This is a genomic window from Pseudomonas sp. 29 (genome assembly GCF_002754355.1).
In the GTDB taxonomy this organism is placed as follows: domain Bacteria; phylum Pseudomonadota; class Gammaproteobacteria; order Pseudomonadales; family Pseudomonadaceae; genus Aquipseudomonas; species Aquipseudomonas neuropathica.
The window spans coordinates 3,471,942-3,484,810 of the sequence record NZ_PEEY01000001.1; the positions used below are offsets into that span (position 1 = coordinate 3,471,942).

The 12,869-nt window shown below is 60.7% G+C and carries 11 protein-coding genes; 10 read left to right on the forward strand and 1 reads right to left on the reverse strand.

From position 1 onward, the window contains the following. Nucleotides 1-104: 104 nt before the first annotated feature. From CLU80_RS16090 to CLU80_RS16130, 9 genes are all read left to right on the forward strand, one after another. Complete coding sequence (locus tag CLU80_RS16090; RefSeq protein ID WP_093430152.1) at nt 105-722, forward strand: NUDIX domain-containing protein; 618 nt, start codon at nt 105-107, stop codon at nt 720-722. Further along, on the forward strand, nt 713-1,165 hold the full coding sequence (locus CLU80_RS16095) for a DUF1249 domain-containing protein (protein WP_034151669.1): 453 nt from the start codon (nt 713-715) through the stop codon (nt 1,163-1,165). The genes CLU80_RS16090 and CLU80_RS16095 overlap by 10 nt, the downstream gene beginning before the upstream one ends. Nucleotides 1,166-1,264: 99 nt before the next feature. Continuing rightward, nucleotides 1,265-2,080, forward strand: coding sequence for a 3',5'-cyclic-AMP phosphodiesterase (cpdA, locus tag CLU80_RS16100; RefSeq protein ID WP_099757826.1), 816 nt, complete (start codon nt 1,265-1,267; stop codon nt 2,078-2,080). 302 nt (nt 2,081-2,382) lie between these two features. Beyond that, a complete protein-coding gene (locus CLU80_RS16105; protein ID WP_099757827.1) occupies nt 2,383-2,991 on the forward strand; it encodes a YqiA/YcfP family alpha/beta fold hydrolase in 609 nt (202 codons plus the stop codon). Between the two features lie 50 nt (nt 2,992-3,041). Continuing rightward, nucleotides 3,042-4,949, forward strand: a complete 1,908-nt coding sequence (gene parE / locus CLU80_RS16110; protein ID WP_034151667.1) for a DNA topoisomerase IV subunit B — start codon at nt 3,042-3,044, stop codon at nt 4,947-4,949. Next, complete coding sequence (locus tag CLU80_RS16115) at nt 4,949-5,938, forward strand: esterase-like activity of phytase family protein (protein WP_099757828.1); 990 nt, start codon at nt 4,949-4,951, stop codon at nt 5,936-5,938. The genes parE and CLU80_RS16115 overlap by 1 nt, the downstream gene beginning before the upstream one ends. Continuing rightward, on the forward strand, nt 5,935-6,459 hold the full coding sequence (locus CLU80_RS16120) for a retropepsin-like aspartic protease family protein (protein WP_007915776.1): 525 nt from the start codon (nt 5,935-5,937) through the stop codon (nt 6,457-6,459). Before CLU80_RS16115 ends, CLU80_RS16120 begins: the two co-directional genes overlap by 4 nt. A 7-nt stretch (nt 6,460-6,466) precedes the next feature. Continuing rightward, complete coding sequence (parC, locus tag CLU80_RS16125; RefSeq protein WP_093430157.1) at nt 6,467-8,731, forward strand: DNA topoisomerase IV subunit A; 2,265 nt, start codon at nt 6,467-6,469, stop codon at nt 8,729-8,731. 177 nt (nt 8,732-8,908) lie between these two features. Next, nucleotides 8,909-9,619, forward strand: coding sequence for a PqiC family protein (locus CLU80_RS16130; protein WP_093430158.1), 711 nt, complete (start codon nt 8,909-8,911; stop codon nt 9,617-9,619). Nucleotides 9,620-9,965: 346 nt separating this feature from the next. On the opposite strand, the gene CLU80_RS16135 is transcribed toward CLU80_RS16130, so the two are convergent. Continuing rightward, a complete protein-coding gene (locus CLU80_RS16135) occupies nt 9,966-11,471 on the reverse strand; it encodes an AhpA/YtjB family protein (protein ID WP_093430159.1) in 1,506 nt (501 codons plus the stop codon). Between the two features lie 134 nt (nt 11,472-11,605). Here CLU80_RS16135 and serB point away from each other — a divergent pair, with 134 nt between their 5' ends. After that, complete coding sequence (gene serB, locus CLU80_RS16140; protein ID WP_093430160.1) at nt 11,606-12,820, forward strand: phosphoserine phosphatase SerB; 1,215 nt, start codon at nt 11,606-11,608, stop codon at nt 12,818-12,820. Nucleotides 12,821-12,869 lie beyond the last annotated feature (49 nt).

A 12,869-nucleotide genomic window follows, 5' to 3' on the forward strand; every position in this document is an offset into this window, starting at 1 on the left:
AAGGGGCTGCATCAAACCGTTCGGGCGCGTTAGGATGGCGCGAAGTCGAGGTTGCCAGTCACCAACTGCAACCTCGTAATGGATCTGCAGTAAAGAGGATGCTCATGACTGATTTTGCCAACGCCATTCCGACCACCGTCGACGTCGTGCGACGCGAGCGCTGCTACGAGGGTTTTTACAAACTCGATCGTTTGCACCTGCGCCATGAATTGTTCGCCGGTGGCATGAGCCGCGAGATCAACCGTGAAGTGTTTGTGCGTCACGATGCGGTGTGCATGTTGCCCTACGATCCACAGCGCGACGAAGTAGTGTTGATCGAGCAGTTCCGCGTCGGCGCCATGGGCAAGACCGACAATCCGTGGCTGGTCGAACTGGTCGCTGGTCTGATCGACAAGGATGAACAACCGGAAGAAGTTGCTCACCGCGAGGCGCAGGAGGAAGCTGGGCTGGACATCAAGGCCCTGTGGCCGATGACCAAGTATTTCCCGTCGCCGGGCGGCAGTAACGAGTTTGTGCATTTGTATCTGGGGCGTTGCAGCACCGAAGGCGTTGGCGGCCTGCATGGCCTGGAAGAAGAGGCAGAAGATATCCGCGTCACGGTCTGGGCTTTCGAAGATGCCTTGCAGGCCGTCCGTGACGGTCGCATTGCCAACGCGGCGAGCATCATCGCCTTGCAATGGCTGGCGCTGAACCGCGCCGAAGTGAGGGGGTTATGGTCGTAAACAAGCTGCGCGATCGTTATCGAGTCGACCTCGTGGGGCTGCAAGCCGCCTGCGAGGCCAACTACGCGCGCCTGATGCGACTGGTCCCGGACATGCGCAACGAACCCGAGGCGCGGCGCATCGCCGTCACTCAGGGCGAGCAGATGCTCGGCGTATTGGCCCTCGAAGTGCTACAAACCTGCCCGTACACCACCACTTTGCAGGTGCGTCAGGAACACAGCCTGCCATGGCTGCCGGTGCCGCAGCTCGAAGTGCAGGTCTATCACGACGCACGCATGGCCGAAGTGGTCAGCGCCGAACATGCACGACGCTTTCGCGGCATCTATCCTTACCCGAACGCGGCGATGCATCAGCCGGATGAAAAGGCTCAGCTCAATCTGTTCCTGGGGGAATGGCTGAGTCACTGTCTGGCGTTGGGGCATGAGTACGAAGTCGTACGCTAGTTGTGAACTGCGTCCGGTTCGGCGGTTTCCTCTTTCACTGATCCCCCAGCATAATTGCGGCACTTGATCGATTCCGTGCTTTTGCCTTGGGAGAGCGCCTTGCCGAGCGTATCCACGTTGACCTCCGCCGATACGGCGCTGCTGGTGCAGTTGTCCGACAGCCACTTGTTCGCTGAAACGGACGGCACGCTGCTGGGCATGAACACCCGTGAAAGCCTGCAAAAGGTCATCGAGTTGGTGCTGGAACAACAGCCGCAGATCGATCTGATCCTGGCCACCGGTGATATCTCGCAAGACGGCACGCTGGAGTCGTACCAGCAGTTTCGCCAGATGAGCGCCCAAATCACTGCCCCGGCGCGCTGGATTCCCGGCAACCACGACGAACCGATGATCATGGCCCAGGCCGCAGTGCAGAGTGCCTTGCTGGAATCGGTGGTCGATATCGGTAACTGGCGGGTGACTTTGCTGGATTCGGCGGTGCCGGGTTCGGTGCCGGGGTTTCTGCAGGACGATCAATTGCAACTGCTGGTCCGTTCGCTGAGCGAAGCGCCGGAGCGCCATCATCTGGTGTGCTTTCACCATCATCCGGTGTCGATTGGTTGTGCGTGGATGGAGCCGATCGGTTTGCGCAATCCCGAGGCATTTTTCGAAGTGCTGGATCGTTTTCCGCAGGCCCGGGCGGTGTTGTGGGGGCATGTGCATCAGGAGATCGACTGCGCTCGCAACGGCGTACGTTTGCTGGCTTCGCCTTCGACGTGCATTCAGTTTGAGCCGGGGAGTGTGGACTTTAAGGTGGGTGAGCAGGCGCCGGGGTATCGCTGGTTGCGGTTGTTGCCGGATGGGCGGTTGGAGACTGGCGTGGAGCGCGTCACCGGTTTCGCCTTCACTGTCGATTACGGCTCCAACGGCTATTGAGCGACAAATCAAAACCCTCATCGGAACGCCGCCCGCCCAGCCCTCTCCCGGAGGGAGAGGGAGCCGACCGAGGTGTCTGGCGTCATCCATCGACCTGAAAGAATGTGTCGATTATGGATTCGCTGAAGCTCGCTCAAGTCGGTGTAGCACTTGAATATCCCCCAATCAGTCCCCTCTCCCTTTGGGAGAGGGCTAGGGTGAGGGCAGCTCCTGCTGAATGACCAATTTCTCGAAACCACCCCCAATCCGCTCTTCTCTCCCTGTAAACTCCGCAAACCCAAACCGACACCCAGGGAGCTCAAATGTCCGGTTCGATCCTCTATATCCACGGTTTCAACAGCGCCCCAGCCTCGAAAAAGGCCTGTCAGCTGGTAACGGTGATGGAGCAACTGGGTTTGAGCGACAAATTGCGTGTCCCGGCCCTGCATCATCACCCGCGCGAAGCCATCGGTCAGTTGGAACAAGCGATTGCCGAACTGGGCAGCCCGCTGCTGGTGGGAAGCTCACTCGGCGGCTACTATGCGACTCACCTGGCCGAGCGCCATGGCCTGAAAGCCCTGCTGGTCAACCCGGCGGTCAGCCCGCACCGGATGTTCGACGGCTATCTGGGCCCGCAGAAAAACCTGTATACCGATGAAACCTGGGAATTGACCCACGACCACGTCACGGCCCTCGCCGAACTGGAAGTGCCGGCGCCTCAGGATGCGCAGTGTTATCAGGTGTGGTTGCAGACCGGCGATGAAACACTGGACTATCGCCTCGCCCAGCAGTATTACCGCGCCTGCGCCTTGCGTATTCAGGCCGGCGGCGACCACAGTTTTCAGGGTTTCGCCGGGCAATTGCCGGCGTTGCTGAGTTTTGCCGGCATTGGCGCCGATTTGTATCAGGCCATCGATTTCTCCGCATTGTGAGCTGTGGCCCCATGAATTCTTTTTTCACCGAACATTGACGACGAGACCCTATGGCCACTCCCAGCGCTAGCTCTTATAACGCCGACGCCATCGAAGTCCTCTCGGGCCTCGACCCGGTGCGCAAACGCCCCGGCATGTACACCGACACCAGTCGGCCGAACCACCTCGCCCAGGAAGTCATCGACAACAGTGTCGACGAAGCCCTGGCGGGTCACGCCAGATCGGTGCAGGTCATCCTCCATGCCGACCATTCGCTGGAAGTCAGTGACGACGGCCGTGGCATGCCGGTCGACATTCACCCGGAAGAGGGCGTGTCGGGTGTCGAGCTGATCCTCACCAAGCTCCACGCGGGCGGCAAGTTTTCCAACAAGAACTACCAGTTCTCCGGCGGTCTGCACGGCGTGGGTATTTCCGTGGTCAACGCCTTGTCGACCGAAGTCCGTGTGCGTGTAAAACGTGACGGCAACGAATACCAGATGACCTTCAACGACGGTTTCAAAGCCTCGGAACTGGAAATCGTCGGCACCGTCGGCAAGCGCAACACCGGCACCAGCGTGTACTTCGCACCGGACCCGAAATACTTCGATTCACCGAAATTCTCCATCAGCCGCCTCAAACATGTGCTCAAGGCCAAGGCTGTGCTGTGCCCGGGGCTGCTGGTCAGCTTCGAAGACAAAGGCACCGGCGAGAAAGTCGAGTGGCATTACGAAGACGGTCTGCGTTCCTATCTGGTCGACGCGGTCAGCGAATTCGAACGCCTGCCGGACGAGCCGTTCTGCGGCGCTTTCGCCGGTAATAAAGAAGCCGTCGACTGGGCCCTGCTGTGGCTGCCGGAAGGTGGCGACGCGGTGCAGGAAAGCTACGTCAACCTGATCCCGACGGCGCAGGGCGGTACTCACGTCAACGGTCTGCGTCAGGGCCTGCTTGATGCGATGCGCGAGTTCTGCGAATTCCGCAGCCTGCTGCCGCGCGGCGTCAAGCTGGCGCCGGAAGACGTCTGGGAACGCATCGCTTTCGTCCTGTCGATGAAGATGCAGGAGCCGCAATTCTCCGGCCAGACCAAAGAGCGTCTGTCATCGCGTGAAGCGGCGGCGTTCGTCTCCGGTGTGGTCAAGGATGCGTTCAGCCTGTGGCTCAACGCCAACCCGGAAACCGGTCTGGCCCTGGCGGAACTGGCGATCAACAACGCCGGACGTCGTCTTAAGGCCAGCAAGAAAGTCGAGCGTAAACGTGTGACTCAGGGGCCAGCGTTGCCGGGCAAACTGGCGGACTGCGCCGGGCAGGACCCGATGCGTTCCGAGCTGTTCCTGGTCGAAGGTGATTCCGCTGGTGGTTCCGCCAAGCAAGCGCGGGACAAAGAGTTCCAGGCGATCCTGCCGTTGCGCGGCAAGATCCTCAACACCTGGGAAGTCGATGGCAGCGAAGTACTCGCCAGCCAGGAAGTGCACAACATCGCCGTGGCCATCGGTGTCGATCCGGGTGCGGCGGATATGAGCCAGCTGCGTTACGGCAAGATCTGCATCCTTGCCGACGCCGACTCCGACGGTCTGCACATCGCAACGCTGCTCTGCGCATTGTTCGTCCAGCATTTCCGCCCGCTGGTGGATGCCGGTCACGTCTACGTGGCGATGCCGCCGCTGTACCGCATCGACCTGGGCAAAGAAATCTACTACGCCCTCGACGAAGCCGAGCGCGACGGCATTCTCGACCGTCTGGTCGCCGAGAAGAAGCGCGGCAAACCCCAGGTCACCCGATTCAAAGGTCTGGGTGAAATGAACCCGCCGCAGTTGCGTGAGACCACAATGGACCCGAATACTCGGCGTCTGGTGCAACTGACGCTGGGTGAAGACTTCGCCGAAACCTCGGAAATGATGGACATGCTGCTGGCGAAGAAACGCGCCGGTGACCGCAAGACCTGGCTCGAATCCAAAGGCAACCTCGCCGAGGTGCTGGCCTGATGCGGTTTGGCTGGGCCTTGGCGGGTGCGTTGCTGCTGAGTGCGATGAGCGTGTCGGCCGAGCCGTTGCAGGAATTGCGCGTGCTCTCCGAGCACCCGGTCGACGGCATGCGCGGCGGCAACCTGTCGGGGCTGGCCATGTGCGGCAGCGAGTTGTGGACGGTGTCGGATCGCGATGACGATCAGATCTATCGGCTCAATACCGCCGATCAGGTCTGGCAGGCCGAAGCCTTGCACATCGACGTGCCCCTGGTGCCGGAGACCGGTCTGCCGTGGGGGTTGCGCTCGCGCAACTGGGCCGCATCGTTCGTGCGCGGTGGCGACCTGGATTTCGAAGGCATCAGCTGCGACAGTGCCGGCAATCGCTACATCGTCAGCGAGGGCCATGCGGCAGTCTTGCAGGTGCCCGTCAGCGGCCCGGTCAACTGGCTGAAGATCTCGCCGATGATGGTTCGCGAAGCACGGGCCAGCGGCATGCTCCTGCATTTCAATGCGATCTTCGAGGGCTTGGCGATCAATCCGGCGGGCGATCAGATGTGGCTGGCTGCCGAACGGCAAAGCCGTGGCTTGCTGCTGATCAAGCGCCAGCAGACGGTGTGGGATTGCGACGGTCGTTGCGTGCTGCTCAGCGAGGGCGGCAAGGAAATGCAGCCGCCGCAGTTCCCGAAGGCCAGAGCGGTCGACCGGGACTTTTCCGACCTTTCATTGTTTAACGGCAAATTGTTTACCCTTGAGCGCAACGCCTTTCAGATTTGTCGGCGCGATGCGCAGACCGCCAAGGTCGAACGTTGCTGGTCGTACGCCGCTGAATTGTTGCAGGCCAACCGCCGTTATTCGCAGAACTTCGGGCTGGAAGAGGCGCTGATCGTTGACGCTGATGGTGCGTGGGTCGGCGTCGACAATAATTTCGGCCCGCGGGCCGACGGTGAGGTTCGGCCGATCGTCTGGCGCTTCGCCGCGCCTGACGGTGGCTGGAGCGCCAAGCCTTGAGCCAGCAACCCCCGGGCAAGCGCGCCGGTCGGGTGCTGATGATTCTGGCCTGGTGTGCGGCGCTGTTTCTGGCGACGCGGTTTTTTGGCCAGTGGGAGCAACGCCAGCAGAATCCGAACGTCGTGGTCAGTTCGGAGCAGGGCGAAGGGTTTATCGAGGTGAAGCTGGCCGGCAATGCCCAAGGGCATTTTGTCGCCAGCGGTCAGATCAACGGCGAACCGGTCGAGTTCATGCTCGACACCGGCGCAACCGATGTGGCGATCCCGGCGGATCTGGCCAAGCGTTTGAAGCTGGAAGAAGGTTTCGGTGTGACCCTGAGCACGGCCAATGGCCTGAGCCAGGGCTATCGAACCAAAATCGACCGCCTGCAACTCGGTGACATCGTGCTGCGCGACGTCCGCGCACTGGTGGCGCCGGGGCTGCATGGCGATCAGGTGCTGCTCGGCATGAGCGCCCTGAACAAACTTGAATTTACTCAGCGCGGTGGCACCATGCTGCTGCGCCAGACAACGAACCGATGAGGCCTGCATGAGCAACCCCCTTGATCTCAGCCTGGACGGTGTAGAACGCCGCTCGCTGGCCGACTTCACCGAAAGTGCCTACCTCAACTACTCCATGTACGTGATCATGGACCGTGCTCTGCCGCATATCGGCGACGGCCTGAAACCGGTACAGCGGCGTATCGTCTACGCCATGAGCGAGTTGGGCCTGGACGCCGACTCCAAGCACAAGAAATCGGCGCGTACCGTCGGTGACGTGCTCGGTAAATTCCACCCGCACGGTGACTCGGCGTGCTACGAAGCGATGGTGCTGATGGCGCAGCCTTTCAGCTATCGCTACACGCTGGTCGACGGTCAGGGTAACTGGGGTGCGCCGGACGATCCGAAGTCCTTCGCCGCCATGCGTTACACCGAAGCACGCCTGTCGCGGTATTCCGAAGTGCTGCTCAGCGAACTGGGCCAGGGCACTGCCGACTGGGGCCCGAACTTCGACGGCACCTTACAAGAGCCGCTGGTGCTGCCGGCACGCCTGCCGAACATCCTGCTCAACGGCACCACCGGTATTGCCGTGGGCATGGCCACCGACGTGCCGCCGCATAACCTGCGCGAAGTCGCCACCGCTTGCGTGCGTCTGCTCGATGAGCCGAAAGCCACGGTCGAACAGCTCTGCGAACACATTCAAGGTCCGGATTATCCGACCGAAGCGGAAATCATCACACCGCGCGCCGACTTGCTGAAGATGTACGAAACCGGCAAGGGTTCGGTGCGCATGCGCGCCGTGTACCACGTCGAGGACGGCGACATCATCGTCACCGCGCTGCCGCATCAGGTGTCCGGCGCCAAGGTGCTGGAGCAGATCGCCGCGTTGATGCAGGCCAAGCCGTCGAAAGCCCCGCAGATCGCTGACCTGCGCGACGAATCCGACCACGAAAACCCGTGCCGCATCGTGATCATTCCGGTCAACAGCCGCGTCGATCATGAAGCGCTGATGCAGCACTTGTTCGCCAGCACCGAGCTGGAGTCGACCTACCGGGTCAACGTCAACATCATCGGTCTGGACGGCAAGCCGCAGCTGAAAAACCTGCGAGCGCTGCTGGTCGAGTGGCTGGAATTCCGCGTGCTGACCGTACGTCGCCGCCTGCAATTCCGCCTCGACAAGGTCGAGCGTCGTCTGCACCTGTTGGACGGTTTGCTGATCGCCTACCTCAACCTGGATGAAGTGATTCACATCATCCGTACCGAGGAGCATCCGAAGGCCAAGCTGATCGAGCGTTTCGCCCTCAGTGAAATTCAGGCCGACTACATCCTCGACACCCGTCTGCGTCAGTTGGCGCGACTGGAAGAGATGAAGCTGCGCGACGAGCAGGACGAACTGCTCAAGGAACAAGCCAAGCTGCAAGCCCTGCTGGGCAGCGAAGCCAAGCTGAAGAAGCTGGTGCGCACCGAACTGTTGAAAGACGCCGAAACCTACGGCGATGACCGTCGGTCGCCAATCGTCGAGCGCGCTGAAGCCAAGGCGCTGACCGAACACGATCTGCTGCCGAACGAAAAAGTCACCGTGGTGCTGTCTGAAAAAGGCTGGATCCGTTCGGCCAAAGGTCATGACATCGACGCCACCGGCCTGTCGTACAAGGCCGGTGATGGCTTCAAGACCTCGGCAGCGGGGCGCTCCAACCAGTTTGCGGTGTTTATCGACTCGACTGGCCGCAGCTACTCGGTCGCCGCGCACACCCTGCCATCGGCTCGGGGCCAGGGCGAGCCGTTGACCGGTCGTCTGACACCACCGCCCGGTGCGAGCTTCGAATGCGTGCTGATGCCGGAAGACGACGCGTTGTACGTGATCGCTTCCGACGCCGGTTACGGTTTTGTGGTCAAGGGCGAAGACCTGCAAGCCAAGAACAAGGCCGGTAAAGCCCTGTTGAGCCTGCCGAACAACGCCAAAGTCATCGCGCCGCGTCCGGTGGCCGATCGTGAGCACAACTGGCTGGCGTCGGTCACGACCGAAGGTCGCCTGCTGATCTTCAAAATCAGCGATCTGCCACAATTAGGTAAGGGCAAAGGTAACAAGATCATCGGTATTTCCGGTGAGCGTGTGGCCAGTCGCGAAGAATATGTCACGGACATCGCCGTCCTTCCGGAAGGCGCCACCTTGGTGCTGCAGGCCGGAAAACGGACCCTGTCGCTGAAGGCCGATGACCTCGAACACTACAAAGGTGAGCGTGGGCGTCGTGGCAATAAGCTGCCGAGGGGCTTCCAGAGAGTGGATGCGCTGCTCGTCGAAAACCTCAATTAGGCGCCCTAGAGCGTTGGATCTACGATTTAACGCGTAGATCGACGCTTTGGCGCTGGAGTCGGAACGCATATTCACGGATGATATGGCCTTTCCAAGCGCCGGCGTGGCCGAGCGTTCTTCATATTTATTGAGTATTTTCACTGTGGTCAGCCTTGTGGCGGCCACCTGGACGGGATGATGACTGCTCTGCGCCCCCTTATTTTCCTGCTCGCCGGCGTTTTGGGCCTGGCGGGTTGCAGCGTTCACCAGCCGGTGTCGCTGTATCAACTGGACAGCGGAAGTCCGGTTCAGCCTGCGCAAAGCGCGGGCATGGCGGTTCTTTTGGGTCCGGTAGTCGTAGCCGATTACCTGCAACGTGAGACATTGCTGCAACGTCAACCCGATGGCAGCCTGCAAGCAGCGACAGACGGTCGTTGGGCTGGCAGCCTTTCGTCGGATATCGATCAGTTGCTGATGCGTCAGGTTGCTGGCCATCTGGACAGCCAGCGTGTAGTGCTGGCACCGGCCACTACGGGGTTCACTCCGGATGTGCAGGTGTTGCTGACCATCACGCGTCTGGACTCTGGCCAGAAACAACCGGCGATTCTCGATGCTCAATGGCGTCTGATCGACCGTCGTGGTCAGGTGCGCGATAACCGCATCGTTCATCTGCAAGAGCTGCATGCCGGCAGTACCGCTTCGCAGGTTCAGGCCCAGGGCATTTTGCTGCAGCGTCTGGCCGAGCAATTGTCTGTAGCGCTCAAGCCGTTGGCCAATCAGCCACCGGTGGCCGAGGCACCGCGTAAAGCGGCACCAAAACCGGCAGCGCCGGCGGCGGAATCAGAGAAACAACCGAAGATTCCGATGGCATCGCCGATTCGGACAGATATGGAAGTGTTCCGCTTCTAAGCTGGATCGAGTCAGAACAGAGCCCGCCTTGTGCGGGCTTTGTTGTGTCTGGGGTTCTGCGCGAAAGATCAAAAGCCCCTCACCCCAGCCCTCTCCCTGAGGGAGACGGGCCGACCGAGATGTCTGGCGCCATGCATCGACCTGAACGATCCTGGCGGTTATGGATTCAAAGCAGGACGTGCAGGTCGGTGTATTCCGGCAATAATCCCGGATCGGTCCCCTCTCCCTGTGGGAGAGGGCTAGGGTGAGGGGCTTTTCAGGGTGCTTGCAATCTCGATAACACCGGCCACAAAAAAGCCCGCAGACAATCACTCGTCTGCGGGCTTCCGTGTTTCAGGCCTTAGGCTTACGCCCGGCGCTCATGCATCCGCGCCAGTTGCCGTTCCAGCATCGACGGATACGGTTCCATCAACCGCTCCACGCAGCAAGCCCCCTCAGGACTGGCGATCGGCCGGATCCGCGCACGCTGACGAATCAGCGCATCGTCGCCGATCTTGCGTTCGACCAGCAGCAGGTTACGGCTGTGCTGCGACAAGGCCAGCGCATCCTGCGCCGAATCGGTCAGCAGCAGATCAATCTGACTCAAGCCGAACAACTCATCGCCCAGGGTCAGGCCCAGCTGCAGTTGCAGGGTGATGCCGCTGTCTGCGACTTCAATCTGCAACTGATGACCCAAGGCCCGCAGCAACTCGCCGCAGCAGATTGCGTTGGTCAGGTAATCGTCACCGCTGTCTTCGGTGTGGAAGAGCATCAGCGTGCTGCCGTCGTTGAGGGTTTCGATTTCACCCTGATACAGCGAAGCAGCCTGATCGAGGCAGTCACGATAACGCTCCTGCAATTCTTCCAGACGTGCCCGCGGCAAGCGGCGCAGTTGTTCCTGTGAGCCCAGTTGTACCGCTAGCACGGCGCTGTGTTGTGGCACGCTCGGAGTCGCCTTGCGGGCGACCGGTTGTGGCGCAACGTCCAGCGATTCATCGCGCAGATCAGCGAACGCGTCATCGTCATCATCGTCTTCGACGGTGCTGACCAGATGTCGCGGTGCAGGCTTCTGCGCGGCCATCGGACGGGTTTCGTCGAAACTCGGATCACGCAAGTTGCGCACCTCGAATTCCGGCTCGTCCTCTTCGTCCTCGAACTCAGGCTCCGGTTCCGGTGCAGGCTCTGGCGCGTAGTTGGCGTGCAGCTGACGCGCCAGATCGCCGATTTCATCCTGACGATCAATGCCCGGCGTGTGTTCGTCGATGCGTCGCAACCAGACACGCAATTGCAGCAACGGCGTCGACAGATAGCGGCCCATGCGCAGGCTCAGGGCCAGCGACAGCGCCAACAGGATCCCGCTGAGAATGCCCATGCTTTGCAGGCTGATGGTCATCGGCTGCTGGAACTGATCCATGTCCAGGCTGATGCGCAGTTGCCCGGCAGTCACGTCCTGGAAGGTGATCTTGCTCTCGTACATGCCCTCGGCTTCGCCCAGCAGGCTGTGCTTGGGCCGCTGACCGGACTCGGCGAGGATGCGGTTATCCACGCTGTAGATCGCCGCGTGGGCCACCAGTTTGTTCTTGGTCAGGTTGTTGAGCAGCACGTTGAGGCTGAGGATGTCGTTGGACACCAACAGCTCGGTGGCCGAGGTCGCGGTCTGCGTGGTCAGGCTTTCGCCCAGCGCATCGGCCTGCTGGTGCATGGCCTGCTTGAATTGCAAACCCATCACGCCGGCATAGATCACCAGGGCCAGAGCGACCAGGATCACGTTATGGCTGGCAATGCGCAATGCAATCGGTACACGGCGGTGGCGCAGTGCACGGAAGATCAGCAGGAAGAAGTTATCGGTTTTAACTGGCGTGGGCCGGTTCACTGAGCTCGGCTCTTTTGTCCGTGAAGTTGACGCGCAGTATAGCGACAGGCCCTAGACCGGCAAAGCGCTCGCGGTGCCCGATGGTCACTGAAAGTGGGTAGAATGCGGTTTTTTTCCAGTTGCGGGGGTGCGCGTTGCGCGAAATCGTCCTGATTAACATCACGGGAGTCGACCGTCCGGGTCTGACTGCGGCCATTACCGGCGTTCTGGCACAAGGTGGTGTGAACATTCTCGACATCGGTCAGGCGGTGATCCACGACACCCTGTCGTTCGGCATCCTGGTTGAAATCCCCGATTCCGAGCAAGGCAAGTCCGTGCTCAAGGACATTCTGTTCAAGGGCTACGAGCTCGACCAGCAGGTACGCTTCACGCCGGTGTCCGAAGAGGATTACCAGCAATGGGTGGGTAATCAGGGCAAGAAACGCCACATCGTCACCCTGTTGACCCGCAAAGTGACCGCTGGCCAATTGCAGGCTGTCAGCTCGATCACCGCCAAATATGGCCTGAATATCGATCACATCGACCGTCTGTCGGGTCGCATGCCACTGGACACGCCAGCGGACAAGGGCAAGGGCTGCATCGAGTTCTCCGTGCGTGGCGAAGCCGCCGATCCACAGGCGCTGCGTGCCGAATTCCTCAGCGTTGCCCAAGCGCTGAACGTCGACATCGCCTTCCAGGAAGATTCGCTGTTCCGGCGCAACCGTCGTCTGGCGGTGTTCGACATGGACTCGACGCTGATCGAGGCCGAGGTCATTGACGAGCTGGCCAAGGCTGCCGGCGTGGGCGAGCAGGTGTCCGAAATCACAGAGCGGGCAATGGCCGGCGAGCTGGATTTCCGCGCCAGTTTCAAAGAACGTCTGGCCTTGCTCAAAGGTCTGGATGTCAGCGTGCTGGACTCGATCGGCGCTTCGCTGCGTCTGACCGAAGGCGCCGAAACGCTGTTCGCTGAACTCAAGCGTCTGGGCTACAAGACCGCGATCCTGTCCGGTGGCTTCACCTATTTCGCCAAGCAATTGCAGGCCAAACTCGGCATCGACTATGTGTTTGCCAACGAACTGGAAGTGGTCGATGGCAAGTGTACCGGCGTGGCGATCGAGCCGATCGTCGATGCCCAGCGCAAGGCTGATTTGCTCAAAGAGCTGGCACACAAGGAAGGTTTGCGTCTGGAGCAGACCATCGCGGTCGGCGACGGTGCGAATGACCTGCCGATGCTGGCGATTGCCGGTTTGGGCGTAGCGTTCCGTGCCAAGCCGTTGGTGAAACAGTCGGCGAAGCAGGCGATTTCGACGCTGGGGCTGGATGGCGTGCTGTACCTGCTGGGTTTCCGTGATCGCGACGGGCAGTTGTAATTAAAGATCAAAAGATCGCAGCCTTCGGCAGCTCCTACAGAGGAATATG